We start from the raw sequence: 21,049 nt of genomic DNA, 5'->3' as shown, positions 1-21,049 counted from the left end.
CGCCAGTAGCCGATAGTCGTGCGAGGAGCTCCACGAGAAAGGTAGCGCAAAGAGCCTGCTGCCGGCAGCCGGACACGGCGCCAAGCGAGGCGGGAGTAGGAGAATGGGAAGAATTGCAGCTGTCTCGCCAATTGCGGCTAGACATGAAAACGGGCGCCCACGGTGTCGAGGCACCCATCGAAATGAACCGAAGCATCGGGGAATGATGCCTCGGTCATAGGGTCACGTAGCTCAGAAGCGCTCGATGTCGGCTGATTCCTGAAGCTGTTGGCGGTAGGCGGCAAAATCTTGTTGCCCGGTACGCGACGACAGGAACTGGCTATAGCTCGCTTTCTCCTCGTCGGTCAGCTCGCTCTTGGTCTGGCCGATACCATCCAGACGCAGAACCACGTAATCGCCATTCTTCAGGTTCACACCGGCATAGGTTGGCTTGCCATCCTCAGCGGGTTTGGCCATGCGGAACAGCTGCTGCAACACTTCCGGCTCAACCCCTTCCTGGCTACGAGTCGCGGCCTGAACCACATTCCAGTCCTTGACGGACTCCTCCCCTTTACCCAGGCCAGCCACGATAGCCTCACCCTGCGTCTTGGCTGCTTCACCAGCCTTCTTGCGCGCCAGATTTTCGCGAATGCCGGCCGAAACTTCCTCCAGAGGAAGCAGGGCGGACTTCTGATGCTCCTTGACCCGCAGAACCACAGTAGTGTCTGGATCCAGCTCGATGGCGGCGCTGTTGGCGCCCTCCTCCAGGACTTCCGGACTGAAGGCCGCCTGCACGACCTGACGATTGGCCGCAACGCCCTCACCACCCTCGCGACCGAAGGCCCCGCTCATTTGTACCTGCAGGCCGAGCTCCTGTGCTGGCTGAGACAGATCCGACGCCTCGAAGCTAGCTTCCTCCAGCTTCTTGGCGGCATCGACGAAGCTCTGCTCTACCTGCTGAGTCTTGAGATCGCGCTCCAGCTTGTCTTTCAAGCTGGCAAAGCTGGGAATCTCTGGTGCCTGGACGTCCAGCAGCTTGATCAGATGCCACCCGAATACGCTGCGTACAGGAGCAGAGACTTCACCCTTCTTCAGCTCATACAGGGCCTTCTCGAACTCGGGATCGTATACACCAGGTCCCGCGAAGCCCAGATCACCGCCGTTACTGGCAGAACCAGGATCCTGAGAGACCTCCTTAGCCAGAGCGGCGAAATCCTCACCTTTGCCAATGCGTGCGACAACCTCGTCCAGCTTGGCCTTTGCCTGCTCGTCAGTCAGTTTGTCGTTCACCTCCAGCAGAATGTGCGCGGCATGGCGCTGCTCTGCCAGGTTGGCGATTTCTTTCTGATACAGCTCCTGCAACTCGGCGTCAGTGGCCTTGGCCTCTGCGAAGAAACGCTCTTTCTTCAGCTCGACATACTCGACCACCACCTTTTCGGTGCTCATGAACTGGTCGGCGTGCTCGTCGTAGTAAGCCTTGATTTCATCATCGGAGAGCTGCACAGCCTCGGGATTGGCCGCCACGATGCGGGTGGCGAAATCACGGGTCTGCCGGTCCATTTTCACGAACGCTTGCAGTTCCGGCTCGGTAACGAAATTGCTGCCCGCGATAGTGGCCTGCAACTGGCTAACGAGCATGTCCTCGCGAAGGCGCTCGCGGAACTGCATACGACTCATGCCCTGCTGCTGCAGCACTTGGTCGAAGCGAGTCGGCTCGAATTTGCCGTTGATCTGGAAGGCCGGGGTCTGCAGGATCAGCTGATCCAGCGAGGCATCGGAGAGCCCCATACCCGCGTCCTTGGCACTCTGAATGAGGAGCGAGCGCCCGATCAGGTTGTCCAGCGCGGATTTGCGCAGTAGCTCGTCGTCCAGCAACGAAACGTCGAAGTCCTTGCCGAATTGCTGGGCCAGTTGGCGGCGCTGCATATCCATGGCCGAATTCAGGGTATCGAGGGAGATATCTTCCCCATTGACCGACGCCGCGTTACGGCTGTTGCTAGTGGACTGGATGATCGCATCAAAGCCGGTCAAGGCCATGAGAACGACAATCACGCCGATAATGGTCTTGGCGATCCAGCCCTGGGAGTTATCCCTGATGTTCTGCAGCATGCTTCCCCCGAAACGGCTGCACTGAACAAACAGCTATGCAGCGCGGGTGTTGAATCTGGATAAAAGAAAGGCGCATCCGAGGATGCGCCTTCTCATAACTGGTGGAGCGGATGGGATTCCGCTCCGCGCCGCACCGGGCTGACCCAGTGCAGCGGGGCAAAGCCCAGAGAGACGCTTAGTTGACGGCGTCTTTCAGAGCCTTGCCGGCCTTGAAGCCTGGAATCTTGGCGGCAGCGATCTTGATCGGCTTGCCAGTCTGCGGGTTACGGCCAGTGCGAGCAGCGCGCTCTTTAACGGCAAAAGTACCGAAGCCAACCAGCACCACGGAATCACCAGCCTTCAGAGCGCCAGTGACGGATTCGATCACTGCGTCCAGCGCGCGGCCAGCAACAGCTTTCGGGATATCAGCAGATGCGGCGATGGCATCAATCAGTTCCGACTTGTTCACTCTTAAGTCCCCTTATTTCTGTTGAGTTTGTTTCTTAATTTTGGTGTAAGCAAAGCGGGTGCTGAACGGCCTGCCGACACATAAGAGCCGCTTTATAACAAGGGCTCGAAAAAAGTGTCAAGGAAGCCTTCAGGCTAATGCGTGCTGATTCGCTCCTTGGAATCAGTCTCGCGAGTGTCATCCTTTGCAACCATCTCGGGAGCCGCATCGGGCAAGGGCTCCGGGGCGTATTGCAGCGCAATTTGCAGGACCTCGTCAATCCATTTAACCGGCTTAATCGCGAGGTCCTGCTTAATATTCTCTGGAATTTCCTTGAGATCGCGAACATTCTCTTCAGGGATGATTACGGTCTTGATTCCACCCCGGTGTGCGGCCAGCAGCTTTTCTTTCAGCCCGCCAATAGCAAGCACTTGCCCCCGCAGGGTGATCTCGCCAGTCATGGCCACATCCGCACGCACTGGTATCTGGGTCAAGGCCGAGACCAAAGCGGTGCACAAGCCGATACCGGCACTCGGGCCATCCTTCGGCGTAGCCCCTTCCGGCATATGGATGTGCACGTCTCGCTTCTCATGGAAGTCCGGCGCAATCCCCAGAGTCTTGGCCCGACTGCGCACCACTGTCAGAGCAGCGGTCATGGACTCAGCCATCACATCCCCCAGCGAGCCCGTCTTGATCAGTTGCCCCTTGCCCGGCACCACGGCAGTCTCGATGGTCAGCAGCTCGCCGCCGACCTGAGTCCAGGCCAGGCCGGTAACTTGGCCGATCTGGTCCTGCTGCTCAGCCAGACCGAAACGATAGCGGCGAACGCCCATGTAGTGCTCAAGCGAATCGGAAGTGACCACCACCTTGATACGCTTCTCTTTGGCGTGCTCCTTGACCACCTTGCGACAGACCTTGGAAATCTGCCGTTCCAGACTGCGTACGCCGGCCTCGCGAGTGTAATATCGAATGATGTCGCGGATCGCTGCCTCTTCGAACTCCAGCTCGCCCTTCTTCAGGCCATTGGCCTGCACCTGCTTGGGCGTGAGGTACTTGATGGCGATGTTCACCTTCTCGTCCTCGGTGTAGCCCGGCAGACGAATGACTTCCATGCGATCCAGCAATGGACCTGGGATGTTCATCGAGTTGGCGGTGCAGATAAACATCACATCGGAGAGATCGTAATCGACCTCTAGATAGTGATCGTTGAAGTTGTGGTTCTGCTCCGGGTCCAGCACCTCCAGCAGCGCCGACGCAGGATCGCCACGCATGTCGCTGCCCATCTTGTCGATCTCGTCGAGCAGGAACAGCGGGTTGCGCACACCAACCTTGGTGAGCTTCTGAATCAGGCGACCCGGCATGGAGCCGATATAGGTACGGCGGTGACCACGAATCTCGGCCTCGTCACGTACGCCGCCCAAGGCCATGCGCACGAACTTGCGATTGGTCGCTCGAGCGATGGACTCCGCCAACGACGTCTTGCCTACACCGGGCGGACCAACCAGGCACAGCACCGGGCCTTTGAGCTTCTTGACCCGCTTCTGCACGGCGAGGTACTCGAGAATGCGCTCCTTCACCTCCTCCAGGCCGAAATGATCAGCCTCAAGGATGTCCTCGGCCCTGGCCAGATCCAGGCGCACCTTGCTCTCGGCCTTCCACGGCACATTGGTCAGCCAGTCGATGTAGGAGCGCACCACAGTGGCCTCAGCCGACATCGGCGACATCTGCTTAAGCTTGTTCAGCTCGGCATTGGCCTTGGTGTGAGCTTCCTTGGTCAGACCGGCGTTCTCAATGCGCTTCTTCAGCTCGTCGATCTCGTTATGGCCTTCGTCGATGTCGCCCAGCTCCTTCTGAATGGCCTTCATCTGCTCATTCAGGTAGTACTCGCGCTGGCTGCGCTCCATCTGCTTCTTGACCCGACCACGAATACGCTTCTCGACCTGCAGCAGGTCGATTTCCGCATCCAGCAGCGCCAGCACATGCTCGACACGCTCGGCCAGACTGGTGATCTCGAGGATTTCCTGCTTCTGCTCGATCTTCAGCACCATGTGCGCGGCCATGGTATCGACCAAACGCGCCGGCTCATCGATGCTGCTAAGCGAAGATAGCACCTCGGCCGGCACCTTCTTGCCCAGCTGCACGTACTGTTCGAACTGCCCCAACAGGCTGCGGGTGAAAACTTCCGACTCGCGCTCGGCGACCTCAGTCTCATCGAGCAACTGCACTTCAGCGCGACAGTGACCGTCGATCTCGCTGAATTTCTGAATAGAGCCACGCTGCTCGCCTTCTACCAGCACCTTCACGGTGCCATCCGGCAGCTTCAGCAGCTGCAGCACGGTGGCAACGGTACCCATACGATACAGGGCGTCCTCGCCAGGATCATCGTCTGCCGGGTTACGCTGGGCCAGCAGGAGAATCTGCTTGTCGCCGGACATCGCGGCCTCCAGGGCCTCGATGGACTTCTCACGACCGACGAACAGCGGGATGACCATATGCGGATAAACCACGACATCACGCAGCGGCAGAAGAGGCAATTCGATGGTTGTTTTCATGATTTCAGCTCTACGGCGGCCATTCGGCCGTAAACGGACGGGAATACCCTTGACCCTAAGATGGGGCCGCCCCCGGGAAAAAACAAGCAAGAAAGGCGGAAAAGCAAAGGGCCCCGCAGGGCCCTTTATTTCAACGACTTGCAGACGTCAGGCGTCCGGCGCAGCCTTGGCTGGCGGCTCGCTGTTCTCGTAGATCAACAGCGGCTTGGAGGCGCCCTCAATCACACTCTCGTCGATCACCACCTTGCTCACATCGTTCTGCGAGGGGATTTCGTACATGGTATCGAGCAGCACACCTTCCAGGATCGAGCGCAGACCACGAGCACCAGTCTTGCGCTCCAATGCGCGATGGGCTACGGCCTTCAATGCGTCGGCACGGAACTCCAGATCCACGCCTTCCATTTCGAATAGTTTGGCGTACTGCTTGGTGAGAGCGTTCTTCGGCTCGGTGAGGATCTGCATCAGAGCCGCCTCGTCCAGCTCGTCGAGAGTTGCAATGACCGGCAAGCGACCAACGAACTCCGGAATAAGGCCGAACTTGACCAGATCATCAGGCTCGACTTCACGCAAGGCTTCACCGACCTTCTTGCCCAGGTCCTGGCTGCGCACTTCGGCATTGAAACCAATACCGCCCTTGGTTGAGCGGGACTGAATGACCTTCTCCAGACCAGCAAAGGCACCACCGCAGATGAACAGGATGTTGCGAGTATCAACCTGCAGGAACTCCTGCTGCGGATGCTTGCGTCCACCCTGCGGCGGAACCGAGGCTACGGTGCCCTCGATCAGTTTCAGCAGAGCCTGCTGCACGCCCTCGCCCGATACGTCGCGAGTGATGGAGGGGTTGTCCGACTTGCGCGAGATCTTGTCGATCTCGTCGATGTAGACAATGCCCATCTGGGCCTTTTCTACATCGTAATCGCACTTCTGCAGCAGCTTCTGAATGATGTTCTCGACATCCTCACCCACGTAACCGGCTTCGGTCAGGGTGGTGGCGTCGGCGATGGTGAACGGCACATTCAGCAGGCGAGCCAGGGTTTCGGCAAGCAAGGTCTTGCCTGAGCCGGTCGGGCCGATCAGCAGAATGTTGCTCTTGCCCAGCTCAACATCGTCCTTCTTGTCGCGCTGATTCAGACGCTTATAGTGGTTATACACGGCGACGGAGAGCACCTTCTTGGCACGCTCCTGACCGATCACATACTGATCCAAGATTCCGCTGATTTCCTTGGGTGCAGGCAGCTTGTGAGCACTGCTTTCGGCCTGTGCTTCCTGCACCTCCTCGCGGATGATGTCGTTACACAGGTCGACGCACTCGTCGCAGATAAAGACAGAGGGGCCGGCGATCAGCTTGCGCACTTCGTGCTGGCTTTTGCCGCAGAAGGAGCAATAAAGAAGCTTGCCGTTATCCTCGCCATTGCGGGTGTCAGTCATTCGATCGATCCAATACGGTAGGCATGAAACACAAGATGAAGGCAATTGCGGGCATTTTCAACCCTGCAGGACGGCCGGGCTTACCCGGCCGCTACGCTATGACGCCGATTAGACGGCTAGCTGGCGCTTGTTCAGCACCTGGTCGATGAGGCCATATTTGACCGCTTCGTCGCCGCTCATGAAGTTGTCGCGGTCGGTGTCCTTGGCGATCACATCAATCGGCTGCTTGCAGTGGTCAGCCAGAATCTTGTTCAGACGCTCGCGGATAGTGAGGATTTCACGGGCATGGATCTCGATATCCGAGGCCTGACCCTGGAAACCGCCCAGCGGCTGGTGAATCATCATGCGCGAGTGCGGCAGGCAGTAGCGCTTGCCAGCGGCGCCGCCAGCCAGCAGCAACGCACCCATGCTGCAGGCCTGGCCGATGCAGATGGTGGATACGTCGGGCTTGATGAACTGCATGGTGTCGTAGATCGACATGCCGGCAGTCACCGAACCACCCGGCGAGTTGATGTACAGGTGGATGTCCTTGTCCGGGTTCTCCGCCTCAAGGAACAGCAACTGAGCCACGACCAGGTTGGCCATGTAATCCTCGACCTGGCCAACCAGGAAGATCACTCGCTCCTTCAGCAGGCGGGAGTAGATATCGTAGGCGCGCTCGCCACGGGCAGACTGCTCGATCACCATAGGCACGAGGCCACCGGCAGCTTGGATATCAGGCATGGTGTTCATGAAAGAGTTGTGCGACATGTCTAGCGATCTCTCCCTAATAGTCATGTCTCTAAAGACGCATAAGCCAGCACGAAGGCTGGCTTATGGTTATGCTCGAACGAGGCGAGGGATCAGGCTGCTGCTTGCGGGGCTTCCGCCGGCTTGACCGCTTCTTCGTAGGAGACCGCTTTATCGGTCACGTTGGCCTTCTGCAGAACAGTATCTACAACTTGTTCTTCCAGTACAACCGAACGCACTTCGTTCAGCTGCTGATCGTTCTTGTAGTACCAGGCCACGACTTGCTGCGGCTCTTGGTAGGCGGAAGCCATTTCCTCGATCAGCTCGCGAACGCGGGCTTCGTCAGCCTTCAGTTCGCTCTGCTTGACCACTTCAGCAACAATCAGACCCAGCACTACGCGGCGCTTGGCTTGCTCCTCGAACAGCTCAGCCGGCAGCTGGTCCGGCTTGATGTTGCCGCCGAACTGCTGAACGGCCTGCACGCGCAGACGGTTGACTTCGTTACCGATAAGGGCCTTCGGCACTTCGACCGGATTGGCGGCCAGCAGACCTTCCATTACCTGGTTCTTCACCTTGGACTTGATGGCTTGACGCAGTTCGCGATCCATGTTCTTGCGAACTTCGGCGCGGAAACCTTCCAGACCGCCTTCACTGATGCCAAACAGAGCGAAGAACTCGTCGTTCAGCTCCGGCAGTTGAGGGGCCGAAACACTATTAACAGTTACGGTGAACTCGGCAGTCTTACCGGCCAGCTCCAGATTCTGGTAGTCGTCCGGGAAGGTGGGGTTGATCACGCGCTCTTCACCCGCCTTGACACCAACCAGGGCATCTTCGAAGCCTGGGATCATGCGAGCTGAGCCCAGCACCAGCGGAGTGCCCTTGGCACTACCACCGGCAAAGGCTTCACCATCGATCTTGCCAACGAAGTCGATGTTCAGTTGATCGCCATTCTCGGCAGCACGCTCAACAGCTTCGAAACGGGTGTTCTGCTTACGCAGGATTTCCAGCATGTTATCGACGTCGGCGTCGTTCACGTCAGCCTGCAGGCGCTCGACTTCGATGCCATCGAAACCGGCCAGCTGGATTTCCGGGAATACTTCGAAAGTGGCGACGTATTCGAGGTCCTTGCCCTTCTCGAAGGTTTTCGGCTCGACGGCCGGGGCACCTGCCGGGTTCAGCTTCTGCTCGACGATGGCCTCGTAAAAGGTAGCCTGGATCAGATCGCCCAGAGCTTCCTGGCGAGCGGAGTCTTCATAACGCTGGCGGATAACGTTCATCGGCACCTTGCCGGGACGGAAGCCAGCAACCTTGGCACGACGGGCAGTCTGTTGCAGACGCTTGGTCACTTCGGTCTCGATACGCTCGGCCGGCACGCCAATGGTCATGCGGCGCTCGAGAGCGGAGGTGCTTTCAACAGAAACTTGCATGGATATTCCTCGTTGCACAGACATAAGCCGGCCGTTCCGGCCCCAGAATCAAAGGCGAGCATTCTAGAGGGTCGAATTGCATAAGTCACTGCGCAAATCGAACAAACGATGACAGGTCGCTCAGCCTGCAGAAAACTCCTGCCAGGCACCCATCACCCATGCCAGATGAAGCCGATGCATGATCTATGCTCCAGACTCCATTGATAAGGAGTATTGCCATGAGCTTTTTTGGAAAGATTCTTGACGCTCTCGGTTTCGGTTCACAGGCGCAGGCCGCCGAAGCACCGAGCGCAACGCCTCAACCCGCCGCACCCACTGAGACGGCCCCGACGGTGGATGTAACAGCCGTACTCGAATCCAAGGCAGCCAAGCACCCGGAAAAGCTCAACTGGAAAGTATCGATAGTGGATCTGCTCAAACTGCTCGGTCTGGACAGCAGCCTGACCGCGCGCAAAGAACTGGCGACGGAGCTGGGCTGCCCTGCCGACAAGATGGCCGACTCCGCGCAGATGAACATGTGGTTGCACAAGGCCGTATTGCAGAAGCTGGCGGACAACGGTGGCAACGTACCGCCCGAGCTGCTCGACTGAAACAGATGGCGAGGAGTTCCCTCCTCGCCATCTCCCGCCCTAAGCCCTCAGCCAGACAGCCCCGTCAGCGCAGCTGATTGAAGAGGTTCAGCCCGGCGATTTTCACGTAGCTCTGCTGCGCAGCCTCAAGAATGATGGTCTGGAACGATAGCCGCGATAGCGCCTCAGCATAGTCCAGCTCACGCAGGTCAGCCTGAACAGCCTTGTTCACCAGCGTGACATCTTCGTTATCGACCTCGGTGGTATCGATGAGATTGAGCCTGGCGCCGATCTCGGTCTGCACCTCGAGGACATTGCCCATTCCGTTGTCCAGATTCTTGAGCGCAATCGCCACTTCATCCCTTATCGCCAGATTGCCGGCTGGCGAGGTGGGCGAAGACTCCAAGGTCTGACGCAAGCGCGAGATGGTGTTGAGAATGCTGCGTTGTTCCTGAAACTGCGGCTTCACACCAAAATCGTCCCCCACACCCGGCGTCCCGTTCACCTCGAACGTAGCGCCGAAGACATTGACGGTGTCAGGCGGTCCCGCGGTGATCGGCGCAGTGGTCAGGACCGGATTGCCCGCACTGTAGGGCTGGGAATACACGTCAAAATCCGTGCCATTGAAGCGCAACAGCACCCCGGAGGTCGGGAACATCCGATCAAACACCTGCTGGTTGGTGAGCGGGGCATGCGTCGGGTTGACCGCATCGTCCACCGTGCCACCAGACACCACAGCCGAGGAGGCGTTGGTCGAAGAGCGCGTTACAGCAAACTCCGTCGGCGCAGACTGCAACGTGAAACTATGCGTGCCGGCTCCAGGCGTTCCGGGTGTAGCGGTATCCGCCAGCAGCCCATCCAGATCCAAGGGGTTGTCGCCTTCCTTGAGCACGACATCGAGCTGGAAGCGCATGCCACGGAAGTTGATGGTATTGCCGCCGCTTGCCAGCGGGTCGATCTGGCCGCCCCCCGGAATCTCCGAGGTGACATCGGCGCCCGAGGCATCGTAGATACGAAACTCCTTGCCACTGACGAACGCCAGCGAATAAGGCTCGCCACTGCGGAACTCCGAATTGAAGGCTTTGTTGTCCTCGACCAGCCCAGGGGAGACGAATACCCGCTGCTCGTTCGCCGGCACTGCAGGAATGGTCGTCGCCGGTAACGGTGGGGTGGGCAGGGCCGCATTATTGACGCCACCGTTGCTCTGCAGTCGGTTGGCATTGGTCACGTCTTCGAAGAGGCGCTTGCCGTTGTCGTTGATCGCCACATTGGTGGAACTCGCCACCTGCAGGCTGCGCTGGCCCTCGTCACCGAAATAGGAATAGGTGCCATCAGGGTTCCGGATGAACGGCTCGGTCTTGCCCAGGTTTCCAGCAAACAGGTATTCGCCGCGCGCATTGCGACTGTTCATCAGGTTGAGCAGTTCGGCTTCGCGCTGCTCCAGCTCGGTAGCGATGGAGCGACGGTCCTCCGCGGACAGCGCCCCGCCACCGGCCCTTACCGCCAGCTCCCGCACCCGCTGCAAAACGGTGTTTACCGAATCGAGCGTGGTTTCCTCTTGGGTCAGGCTGTTCTTTGCAGCCGTCAGATTACCCTTGTACTGGCTGAGCACGGCCTGCTGCTGCTCGAGCTGCAGCAAGCGCACCGAAGCAACCGGATCATCGGCAGGCGTAAGAATCCGGTTGCCGCTGCTGATCTGCTCCTGCGTGCGAATCAGGTTGGCGTAATTGCGGCCCAGGCCGGATACGCCGTTGTTGAATGCCTGAACAGAAGATATGCGCATTACCATGAATCTGGCCTCCGGGCCCTGGCGACAACCCGTCAGAACGAGTTGATCAGAGTATCGAACAGACTACGCGCAACTTGAATGATCTGCGCGGATGCCTGGTAGTACTGCTCGAACTGAATGAGCTTGGCGGCCTCTTCGTCCAGGTTCACCGCCGACACGGAATCACGATTGTCGGTTGCCTGCTTAAGAATCGCGCCTGTGGCTTCACCATCGACACGTGCCTGACTGGTGAGAGTTCCCACTCTTTCGACCAGATCGCCGTATGAGTCGGTGAAACTGGCACCAGTGGTATCAGGAGCCAAAGGATTGACACCAATGACCGCCTTGTTTTGCAGGTCGACCAGTTTCAGACCGTTGCGGTTGTCGGAAACACCCTTGGTATTGAACGACACCGAGAAATTGTCCCCGGCTTCCGGCCGGCCGCTGATCGTCACCTCGTAATCGAACGCCGCAGGTACGGGGGGCGGGCCTGCCGAGGCCGGCACGTTGATGGTGATGGCGTTGTTCTGCCCCGGGACGATGGAGCCGGTATCGATCACGTTGCCGTCGACATCAACGACCTCGTAGGTCTGGGTAGCGCCGCCGCCCGCCCCCATGACAATACGTAACGGCGGGGCGTTGCGCAGGCTGGTTTCCAGATTGGCTTGTGCAACCGGATCGTAGATGTCGATTTCAGTGGCCAGCGTCGGCTGGGAGATCTTTCCGGTACCGATATTGGCAGGACTGGTCTCGGCCTTGAGGGGAGCGGCGAAGGCCAACTCCTCCGGCTTCTTCATGTCAGCCCGCATGTGGCTGCCGGCGTTACGGGTCGGCATCACCAGAAAGCGATCACCCGCTGCGAAGGTGCTACCGGTCATCTGGCCGAGCGAGAAGCCGTCCACCTCGGGCGCCGGAACGGTGGTGATATCGAAGCTGCCTGGGCTCGGCGGGAACAGTGTGCCGTCGGAGGTCCGGCGCACCACGTATTGAGTGGCGCTGGTGAACTCCACCTCGTAGTCACTGGTGGTCAGCTGCGTGGTATCGGTAATGGTGACATTGAGATTGGCCATCGCATTGCTGTTGCCCACCCGTGCCAGGCTGCGCTGCGAAAGCAGCACAGGATCATTGAGCGGCCTGAACAGCTCGTTGCCGAACTGGCCATTGAGATCCAGCCCCTGCCCCAGCTGTCGGTTGATCTGGTCGGAGATCGACATCGCCATGCGGCCTACCGAGTTCAGCGATGTATCCAGAACATCCTGGCGATAGCGGATCAGCCCCCCCATCTCGCCGCCGGTAATCAATGACGTGACATTCTGCCGGGAGTTTCCACTGATGAACTGGATCTCGCTGCGAAGCGGGTCCGACTGACCTGGCACCACCTCCAGTCGGGATGCATTGGCCCCCACTACCAGCGGCTGCCCGGAGCCGATGAAGATGTTGTAGCCGCTGCCTTCCTGAGGCACGACGGTGACGCCAATGAACTCGGAGAGCTTGCGTACCGCCTCTTCCCGAGCATCCAGCAGGTCGTTGGGCTGACTACCGTTGGCCTGGGCAACAGCGATCGCATCGTTGTATCCGGCGATGGAAGTGGCCAGTTGGTTGACCTGATCGGTGACCGCCGAGAGCTGCTTGTTGATGAACGCGTTCTGTTCATACAGCCGGTCGTAGATCGTGTTGAAGCGCTTGGCCAACCCCTCCGCCTCGGACAGAACAAGCTGTCGTGCGGGGATGTTGGCCGGGTCTTCCGCAGCGGTCTGCAGAGCGGCGAAGACCTTCTGCAACCCTGGCGTGATACCCGTAGTACTGCCTGCCAGCAACGAGTCGAGCTGGTTGATCTGGTTCAGGTAGGCCGATACGTCGCTGTTCAGCGCCGTACTGCTGCGAACCTGGGTAGTCAGGAACTCGTTGTAGATGCGTCGCACGTCGACCAGCGTGGTACCCGAGCCGATATAGCCGGCACCGCTGAACTGCGGGATACGCGTCGCCTGAACCGTGTCCTGCCGGGAATAGCCGGGCGTATTGACGTTGGTGATGTTGTGGCCTGTTACCGCCAGCGACGTCTTGTACGCAGCCAGGCCGGAGAGGCCAATATTCAGCAAGTCAGCCATGATTCAGCTCTCAGGTCCTTGTGGTCGGGCTGTCGGCGGCCGCTACAGCCTGATAGGTCTGCATCTGCCGGGCGATCTGCGCGATCTTGCGAGCGTATTGGGGATCGGTGGCGTAGCCCGCCTCCTGCAGCTCCCGCACGAAACTCTCGGGTTTATCCGTCACCGCCAGCGCGTCCTGGTAGCGGCCATTGCCCTGCAGGAAGCTCACGTAATCGTTGAAGCTCTGCTGGTAGGAGTCGTAGGCGCGGAACGAGGCAGCCTCTTTGACCGCCTTGCCCCCCTGGTACTCGGTGGTCAGCACGCGTGCCGAATCACCCTCCCAGCCGCCATGGGATTTGATGCCGAACAGGTTGTGGCTGCTGGAGCCGTCGGACTGACGAATGATCGACTTGCCCCAGCCGGTTTCGAGCGCGGCCTGGGCCACCAGATAACGCGCATCGACGCCGATCTTCTGCGCAGCCTCCTCGGCCAGAGGCAGCATGGTCTCCACGAACTCGGCCGCCGAGGCGAAAGCCGACTTACCCTTGGCCAGTGGCGGCTGAGCGACGCGGCGGCCGCTGATGGCATCGCTGTCGCCCAGGCTCAGAGGCTTGCCATCGGCAACGGCCTTGGCCTGCGCGGGGACCCAGTCACTGCCGGACAGCGGCTGACCTTCGGTAGCCGGAACAATGCCAGCCAGCAGACGATCGGTTAGCTTGCTCGGCAGACTCAGGCGGCGCTGGTTGAGCAGCGCAGAGTCATCACGGGCGGCACCGCCCTCGCCCGCCGGCTTGAAGGCGCCGGCGCGCGCAGTGGCGCTCGGCGACTCGACCTGGGCGAACGGATTGACCCGCTTCGGCCCGCTCTTCATCTGGCTGAGCTGGCGCTCCAGTACCGAGGCCAGCCCGATACCGCCGTTGTTCTTCGACAGGGTGACCGCCAGCTGCTGGTCGTGCATGTCCTGATAGGTCTTGCTCTCGTTGCTGTTCATGAAGTTGTCCTCGCCGAACACCTCGTTCGCCTTGCGCATGGACTTCATCATTTCGTTGAGGAACAGCGATTCGAACTCCTGGGCAACCTTCTTGATGTTGCCCTCGGTGTCGCCGCCGACCTTGAACTGGTTGAGCCGGTTCAGGTCGGTGTAGGCGCCGTTATCGAGGCCGGCTGCGAGTCTGGAATCCATGGTCGCCTCCGTCAGATCACGATCAGGTCAGCCTGCAAGGCGCCGGCTTGCTTCAGCGCCTCGAGGATGGCCATCAGGTCGGACGGCGCGGCGCCCACCTGGTTGACTGCCCGCACGATCTCGTCCAGCGAGGTGCCGGGGCCGAACTTGAACATCGGCTTGGCCTCCTGCTCAGCGTCCACTCGCGAGCGCGGCACGACAGCCGTCTGCCCGCCCGCCAGCGCGTTGGGCTGGCTGACGATGGGGTCTTCGGTGATAGTCACTGTCAGGCTGCCATGAGTCACGGCGGCTGGCTGCACCTTGACGTCCTGACCGATGACGATGGTGCCGGTACGCGAGTTGATGATGACCTTGGCAGCGGCCTTGCCAGCCTCGATCTGCATGTTCTCCAGCACGGCCAGGTAATCCACGCGCTGGTTCGGGTCCAGCGGCGCGCTGACACGGATCGAGCCGCCATCGATGGCCTGGGCTACGCCTGGACCAAGCATGCCGTTGATCTGGTCGACGATGTTCTTCGCCGTGGTGAAGTCCGGGCGGTTGAGGTTCAGAGTGAGGCTGTTGCCCTGATCGAATCCGCTCGGCACCGGGCGCTCGACCGTGGCACCAGCGGGAATACGCCCGGCCGACGGTACGTTGACGGTGATGCGCGAACCGTCGCCACCGGTGGCGTCGAAGCCGCCGACCACCAGGTTGCCCTGGGCGATGGCGTAGACGTTGCCGTCGATACCTTTCATCGGCGTCATCAACAGGCTGCCGCCACGCAGGCTTTTGGAGTTTCCAATCGAGGAGATGGTCACGTCGATCACCTGCCCCGGCTTCGCAAAGGGCGGCAGCTCGGCATGCACGGACACCGCCGCAACGTTCTTCAGTTGCACGTTGCCGCCACCGGTCGGCACCTTGATGCCGAACTGGGCCAGCATGTTGTTGAAGGTCTGCAGGGTGAATGGGGTCTGGGTGGTCTGGTCACCCGTGCCATTGAGGCCAACCACCAGGCCGTAGCCGATCAACTGGTTGGTTCGCACGCCTTGGATACTCGCCAGATCCTTCAGGCGCTCGGCCTGTACGGTGCTGGCGGCGAGCAGCAGGCAAAAGGCGGAAATCAGTCGTTTCATGATCGGCTACCTGCTCAGAACGGGAACAACGGGCTCATGAAGAACCGGTCGAACCACCCAGGCTGACTGGCATCGGCGAAGGCGCCAGTGCCTGAATAGGTGATGCGGGCGTTCGCCACGCGAGTCGAGGACACCGTGTTGTCGGTGGCGATGTCATCGGCGCGGACCATGCCGGCGATGCGCACCAGCTCGTCACCGGTATTCAAGGTCAGCCACTTCTCCCCACGCACGGCCAGGATGCCGTTGGGCAGAACCTCAGCAACAGTGACGGTGATCGAGCCAGACAGGCTATTGCTCTGATTAGCACCGGAATCACCCTTCGTGGCGCGGGTACCGCTGTAGCCGGCATCCAGGCTGAGATCATCGGTCTTCAGAGGGTTGAGGCTGGAGTTGGGATTGTTCAACGACACCGCGCCACCGAACAGCGAGGTCAGGCCGATATCGGCACTGCTGTTCTTGGACATGTCCGAGCCAGCCGATTTGCTGGCCTGGGTCCGCTCACTGAGGGTAATGGTGATGATGTCGCCGACCCGGTAGGCCTTGCGATCGTCATACAGGTTGGTCTCGAAACCGGCCTGGTAGATGGCGCCGTTGCTCTGCGAAGCCGGCAGCGGAGTGCGTGGCAACACAGGAGCGTAGTAGGGATCGTCCGGCTTGGGCGCAGGCGCGACGCAGCCACTGAGGACCACGCAGGCCAGCAGGGAGAGAAGAATCATCGGCCGGTTCATAACCACTTACCTCACGGCGTTCGTATTGCTAGTTGCCGGCGCCTAGGGCGCCCGCGGCATTAAAGGTTCTGCGTGATGAAGGAGAGCATCTGGTCCGAGGTGGAGATCACCTTGGAGTTCATCTCGTAGGCGCGCTGGGTGGTGATCATGTTGACCAGCTCTTCCACCACGCTGACGTTGGAGTTCTCCAGGGTGTTCTGCAACACGGTGCCGAGGCCGGTCAGGCCCGGGGTCCCGACCTGCGGAGCGCCGCTGGAGGCGGTCTCCAGAAACAGGTTGTTGCCGATTGCCTGCAGGCCCGCCGGGTTGACGAAGTCGGCGGTCTGGATGTTGCCGATCACCTGGGAAGCCGGGTTGCCGGCGGTGGTGACCGACGCGGTGCCATCTTCACCCACGGTGAACGTCTGCACCTCGGCCGGCAGCACAATGGCTGGTTCGAGCGGAAAACCGCTGGAGGTGACAATCTGTCCGTCGGAATCCAGGTGGAAACTACCGTCGCGGGTGTAGCCCACGGTGCCGTCCGGCATCAGGACCTGGAAGAAGCCGCGACCGTTGACCGCCAGGTCCAGCGGCTGCTCGGTGGTCTGCAGACTGCCAGCGGTGAAGATCTTCTGAGTGCCGACGATGCGCACACCGGTACCCAGCTGCAGGCCGGTGGGCAGCTCGCTATCCTGGGTGGACTGGCCGCCGGGCTGACGACGGATCTGGTACAGCAGGTCCTCGAACTCGGCACGATCACGCTTGAAGCCAGTGGTCGAGACGTTGGCCAGGTTGTTGGAAATGGTGGTCAGGTTCATGTCCTGGGCGGACAGACCGGTTTTCGCAACCCAGAGTGCAGGAAGCATGTTCATTCTCCTCGAGCGCCGATTTCATGGCGCTTCGCATTGGTGATTAGCTGAGTTGCATGACCCGTGCCATGGCCGACGCATCTTCTTCGGCGGTGCGCATCATCTTCACGTGCAGCTCGAACTGGCGGGACAACGACAGCATCGCGGTCATCTCCTCGACAGCGTTGACGTTGCTCGACTCGAGAAAGCCGGATGTCAGGCGGACAGCGGCATCGGCGGCAACCGGCCCGGTGGCGCCCTTGACGCGAATGAGACCGTCGGTGCCCTTCTCCATGGTCTTCGGATCCGGATTGACCAGCTTGATGCGGTCCACCTCGGCCATCACGCTGGGGGCCTCGCCGAGGGCGCGAATGCTGATGGTGCCGTCCTGGCCGATCTCGACCTTCTGCTCCGGCGGCACGGCAATCGGCCCGCCGTTGCCTAGCACCGGCAAACCGTTGCCGGTGCGCAACTGGCCAAGGGCATCGATCTGCAGGCTGGCGGTACGCACATAGGCCTCGCCACCGCCGGGAGCCTGAACGGCAATCCAGCCCTGCCCTTCGATCGCTACGTCCATCTCGCGGCCGGTTTCCTGCAACGAGCCGGGAGTGAAGTCAGTCGCCGGCCGTTCGCTCATCGCATAAACCCGCGCCGGGTAGCTGTCGCCGAAAACAGGCATGGAGCGCGCCTGCTCGTAATCGCGGTGAAAACCGGTAGTCGAGATGTTGGCCAGGTTGTTGGCGTGGGCACGCTGAGCCATGGTGTTCTGGCTGGCGCCAGTCATGGAGATGTACAGCATCTTGTCCATGGGTTTGCTCCGCAGGTCGGCTTTCCGCCGCAAATCATTCGATACCTGCCTTTCAGCAATAGCCGTGCCAACCACCAAGAAAAAATCTATCTAACTGTTTTTATTGAAGTAAAAACAAAAAAACTCCCGAAGGAGTTTTTTTGCGTGGGTTTTCCGGCGAGAACTTGCCGCCGCCGGCAAGCTCGCTCCCATCAACGCAGATTGATGATGGTCTGAGTGATGGCACTCTCGGTTTCGATGGTCTTGGCGTTGGCCTGGTAGTTACGCTGGGCAACGATCAGGTTGACCAACTGATCCGACAGCTCGACGTTGGAATCCTCCAGCGCTCCCGCCTGCACCACACCCAGCGTCCCAGAACCCGGCGGGTTGCGCACAGGCTCGCCGGACTCGAACGACTGGACCCATTGGGTCTTGCCTATCGGCGTCAGCCCCTGAATGTTGGCGAAGTTGGCCAGGATGACCTGCCCCTGCACCTTGGATTGGCCATTGGTGTATCGGGCGAAGATCATGCCGGTGTCATCAACCTCCAGACCAGCCAGTTCGCCCGTGGTGTAGCCATTCTGGCTCACACTGGTAACGGCAAACGCGCTGGCGAACTGGGTGGCACGACGGAAGTCCATGGTCAGGAACTCCGGGCTCTGAACCGCGCCATTCTCGCTCCAGATGGGCGGAGTGGACTTGTCCGGAGCGGCGGGAGACCAGTTGTTGAGGAGCATCGTTCCATCTGTATTGATAGTGAAGTCGGTAGAAGCGGTGCTCAGCAACTGCCCCGACTCGCTGAAGTTGAGCGTGGCAGTGAACGGCACGGTGCCCGGGCCGTTATCGTAAGTAGGCGGTGTGCCGGGAGTGACGATGGTCTCGGGATTCTCCGGATTGCGCCCGTCAATCAGCACATGCATGGTCCAGCTGTTGTTGGGCGGCGTCGTTTGAGGATTCCTGACAAAGTACTGCGTCAGCACGTGGGCATTGCCCTGGGTGTCGTAGATGTTGGTCGACGTGGAGGAGTTGTAGGTCGTCGGGTCGGCCGGGTTGAACGGAGTGGTGGTCGGCGCCACGTTCGTCGAGTTGAGGTTGAAGGTCTGCGTCATGGTCGACGTAGCCTTTGGCTCCTGGCTCGCAGTCTGGATGCGCAGGTTGCCGATGACGCCCGTCTGCAGGTTGTCATTGGCATCGACCGTATAGCCCTGCAGGTTGTAGCCGAAGTTATCGACGATGAAACCATCGCGATCGGTACCGAAGTAGCCCGCACGGGTATAGCTCAGCGCCCCGTTGTTGCTGACCTGGAAGAAGCCGTTACCGTTGATCGCCATGTCCAGCGCATTCTGGGTGTAGTTGATGTTGCCCTGGTTGAAGAGCTGGGCGACATCCCCCAGCAGCACACCGCTGCCCTGGGGATTCTTGCCGGTACCGAGCATCGACGCGGCATAGACGTCAGCAAACTCCGCGCGGGACTGCTTGAACCCTGCAGTACCGGCGTTGGCAATGTTGTTGCCGGTGACATTGAGGTCTTTGGTGGCTGCCCGCAGACCGCTGAGACCGATGTTGAAAGCCATGGAATGCTCCTTCGCCGTTACTGCCGGCGCTTACAGCCTGGGGTTATTGACCGATTGTTTGAACCTGGGACAGAGGTACTGCACCAATGCCTGCCAGGTTGAGCTTCATTTCACTGCCGTTCTGCCCGAGAACAACGCTGTCCACATTCGCCGGCAGCAGTGTGTAGAGCCCCTTGGTGCCGTCGGGATAGGTCGCCTGAGCCTCGAACTTGTAGGTACCCGGCGGCATGAGATTGCCGCTCGAATCCTTGCCGTCCCACATGAAGCTCACATTTCCGGCCGCCTGCTGGCCGAGATTGACGCGATTCACTGCTTTCCCGGTGCTGTCGTAGACGTTGACATAGACGTTGCTGCTGCTGACCGGCAGAACCAGACTCGCCTTGAAGGTTTCGCTGGTATCGACCACTGCCTTGTCTGCCGGCACGATCACCTTGCGCCCGACCAGCGAGGAAGCCTGCAGCGCCTGCGAGGACTGGTAGCCCGAAAGCAGCGATCCCATGCTGGTGTTGAGCTTCTCGATACCCTCTACCTGGCTGAACTGCGCGAGCTGGGCGATGAACTCGCCATTCTCCTGCGGCTCCAGCGGGTTCTGGTTATTCAACTGGGCCACCAGCAGCTCGAGGAACTCGTTTTTGCCAAGATCCTTGTTCTGCTTGGTTTCCGGCTTGATCTGGTACTGATCCAGTATCGAACTGGCGCCGCCTACACTGCTCATCCCTCAACTCCTCGCTAACCGGGTTACTGGCCCAGGGTCAGTACACGCTGCATCATCTGCTTGGCGGTGTTCATCATTTCCACGTTGGTCTGGAAGGCACGACTGGCAGAAATCATGTCGGCCATCTCCTCGACCACGTTGACGTTCGGGTAATACACGTAGCCCTTCTCGTCGGCCGCTGGGTGGTTCGGCTCGTAGCGGGGCATCAAGCTGCTCTGGTCCTCGACCACCCCAAGCACCTGGACGCCTCGACCAGGCTGGTCCTGATCGGCGAACAGCGATCCGCGGTCGCCCTCCATGGTCGACTCGAACACGGTGGCGAACACGGGGTGGCGTGCGCGATAGGTCTGATCGATGCTCGACGAGACGGTCTCGGCGTTGGCGATGTTGCTGGAGATGGTATTCAGACGAGTGCTCTGGGCACTCATGCCGGTACCGGCAATATTGAAAACACTGGAGAGTGACATGTTCGGGGTCTCCCTTATTCGCCGCGCAGGGCGCCAACCAGCCCTTTGAATTTGCTGTTCAGCAGCGTAAAGCTGGCCTGGAACTGCACCGCGTTCTCGGCGTAGTTGGCCTGCTCCTGCTGCATATCGACGCTGTTCTGATCGATGGATGGGTGGAACGGAGTCCGGTAGCGCAACGCCGGATCGGCAAGCTCGATCCCGTCAGCGGCAATATGCTGGCTATTGGTCCGGCTCAAGCCGAAGTGTTTTCCACCCTGCTTGTCATTCTGCTCGGCGAGCACGGCGGCGAAGTCCAGGTCACGAGCCTTGTAGTGCGGGGTATCGGCGTTGGCGATGTTGCTGGCCAGGACCTCGGCGCGCTGGGCGCGGAAGCCGAGGGCCGTTTCATGGATACCGAGTGCGTTTGCGAAGCTGATGCTCATGATCTGTAACCTTTGCCGTGTGGGCGTCATGCCAGACATTCAGCAAAGGCCATGCCAACTTAATTTATTCAATAAATTCAGCATGTTGAGATGAATACGACGAGCCTGAATGCGGCAAGCGGCAAAGGTTTTCCGCTTGCCGCCTAGGCAAGCGGCAAA

General features: G+C 59.9%; 18 protein-coding genes. 1 reads left to right on the top strand and 17 read right to left on the bottom strand.

Features of this window, described 5'->3' with window-relative positions:
* Nucleotides 1-231 precede the first annotated feature (231 nt).
* From IB234_RS18180 to tig, 6 genes are all read right to left on the bottom strand, one after another.
* Nucleotides 232-2,088, bottom strand: coding sequence for a SurA N-terminal domain-containing protein (locus IB234_RS18180; RefSeq protein ID WP_192320523.1), 1,857 nt, complete (start codon nt 2,086-2,088; stop codon nt 232-234).
* Nucleotides 2,089-2,263: 175 nt separating this feature from the next.
* Nucleotides 2,264-2,536: a nucleoid-associated protein HU-beta gene (gene hupB, locus IB234_RS18175; RefSeq protein ID WP_003087931.1), complete on the bottom strand. Its 273-nt coding sequence runs from the start codon at nt 2,534-2,536 to the stop codon at nt 2,264-2,266.
* Between the two features lie 134 nt (nt 2,537-2,670).
* The gene (lon, locus tag IB234_RS18170) at nt 2,671-5,067 is read right to left on the bottom strand and encodes an endopeptidase La (RefSeq protein ID WP_192320521.1); all 2,397 of its coding nucleotides are present in this window, start codon (nt 5,065-5,067) and stop codon (nt 2,671-2,673) included.
* A 147-nt stretch (nt 5,068-5,214) separates the two neighbouring features.
* A complete protein-coding gene (gene clpX / locus IB234_RS18165; protein WP_192320519.1) occupies nt 5,215-6,495 on the bottom strand; it encodes an ATP-dependent Clp protease ATP-binding subunit ClpX in 1,281 nt (426 codons plus the stop codon).
* Between the two features lie 108 nt (nt 6,496-6,603).
* On the bottom strand, nt 6,604-7,245 hold the full coding sequence (gene clpP, locus IB234_RS18160; RefSeq protein ID WP_192320517.1) for an ATP-dependent Clp endopeptidase proteolytic subunit ClpP: 642 nt from the start codon (nt 7,243-7,245) through the stop codon (nt 6,604-6,606).
* Nucleotides 7,246-7,337: 92 nt separating this feature from the next.
* Nucleotides 7,338-8,651: a trigger factor gene (tig, locus tag IB234_RS18155; RefSeq protein ID WP_192320515.1), complete on the bottom strand. Its 1,314-nt coding sequence runs from the start codon at nt 8,649-8,651 to the stop codon at nt 7,338-7,340.
* A 218-nt stretch (nt 8,652-8,869) separates the two neighbouring features.
* Between tig and IB234_RS18150 the strand changes: the two genes are divergently transcribed.
* Nucleotides 8,870-9,241 (top strand): DUF3597 domain-containing protein, encoded by a 372-nt coding sequence (locus IB234_RS18150; RefSeq protein ID WP_192320513.1) that lies wholly within the window; start codon nt 8,870-8,872, stop codon nt 9,239-9,241.
* 64 nt (nt 9,242-9,305) lie between these two features.
* Here the strand turns inward: IB234_RS18150 and IB234_RS18145 are convergent, their stop codons facing one another.
* From IB234_RS18145 to flgB, 11 genes are all read right to left on the bottom strand, one after another.
* Nucleotides 9,306-11,009: a flagellar hook-associated protein 3 gene (locus IB234_RS18145; RefSeq protein ID WP_225580669.1), complete on the bottom strand. Its 1,704-nt coding sequence runs from the start codon at nt 11,007-11,009 to the stop codon at nt 9,306-9,308.
* Between the two features lie 32 nt (nt 11,010-11,041).
* Complete coding sequence (gene flgK, locus IB234_RS18140; RefSeq protein ID WP_192320511.1) at nt 11,042-13,096, bottom strand: flagellar hook-associated protein FlgK; 2,055 nt, start codon at nt 13,094-13,096, stop codon at nt 11,042-11,044.
* A 10-nt stretch (nt 13,097-13,106) separates the two neighbouring features.
* The gene (gene flgJ / locus IB234_RS18135; protein ID WP_192320509.1) at nt 13,107-14,258 is read right to left on the bottom strand and encodes a flagellar assembly peptidoglycan hydrolase FlgJ; all 1,152 of its coding nucleotides are present in this window, start codon (nt 14,256-14,258) and stop codon (nt 13,107-13,109) included.
* Nucleotides 14,259-14,269: 11 nt separating this feature from the next.
* On the bottom strand, nt 14,270-15,370 hold the full coding sequence (locus tag IB234_RS18130; RefSeq protein ID WP_192320507.1) for a flagellar basal body P-ring protein FlgI: 1,101 nt from the start codon (nt 15,368-15,370) through the stop codon (nt 14,270-14,272).
* A gap of 14 nt (nt 15,371-15,384) precedes the next feature.
* A complete protein-coding gene (flgH, locus tag IB234_RS18125; protein ID WP_192320505.1) occupies nt 15,385-16,098 on the bottom strand; it encodes a flagellar basal body L-ring protein FlgH in 714 nt (237 codons plus the stop codon).
* 59 nt (nt 16,099-16,157) lie between these two features.
* A complete protein-coding gene (flgG, locus tag IB234_RS18120) occupies nt 16,158-16,943 on the bottom strand; it encodes a flagellar basal-body rod protein FlgG (RefSeq protein ID WP_192320503.1) in 786 nt (261 codons plus the stop codon).
* A 46-nt stretch (nt 16,944-16,989) separates the two neighbouring features.
* Nucleotides 16,990-17,733 carry a flagellar basal body rod protein FlgF gene (locus IB234_RS18115; RefSeq protein WP_192320500.1) on the bottom strand — a complete coding sequence of 248 codons (744 nt, stop codon included), beginning with the start codon at nt 17,731-17,733 and terminating at the stop codon, nt 16,990-16,992.
* 191 nt (nt 17,734-17,924) lie between these two features.
* Nucleotides 17,925-19,286, bottom strand: a complete 1,362-nt coding sequence (gene flgE, locus IB234_RS18110) for a flagellar hook protein FlgE (protein ID WP_192320498.1) — start codon at nt 19,284-19,286, stop codon at nt 17,925-17,927.
* A gap of 43 nt (nt 19,287-19,329) precedes the next feature.
* Entirely contained in the window at nt 19,330-20,001 is a 672-nt protein-coding gene (gene flgD / locus IB234_RS18105; protein WP_192320496.1) for a flagellar hook assembly protein FlgD, read from the bottom strand.
* A gap of 23 nt (nt 20,002-20,024) precedes the next feature.
* Nucleotides 20,025-20,468, bottom strand: coding sequence for a flagellar basal body rod protein FlgC (flgC, locus tag IB234_RS18100; RefSeq protein WP_192320494.1), 444 nt, complete (start codon nt 20,466-20,468; stop codon nt 20,025-20,027).
* Nucleotides 20,469-20,482: 14 nt separating this feature from the next.
* On the bottom strand, nt 20,483-20,890 hold the full coding sequence (gene flgB / locus IB234_RS18095) for a flagellar basal body rod protein FlgB (RefSeq protein ID WP_192320492.1): 408 nt from the start codon (nt 20,888-20,890) through the stop codon (nt 20,483-20,485).
* Nucleotides 20,891-21,049 lie beyond the last annotated feature (159 nt).

It is taken from the genome of Pseudomonas sp. PDM16, from assembly GCF_014851865.1.
GTDB lineage: Bacteria > Pseudomonadota > Gammaproteobacteria > Pseudomonadales > Pseudomonadaceae > Aquipseudomonas.
Note: the sequence above shows the minus strand (reverse complement) of the source record. Positions and strands in the feature narration are given on the sequence as shown.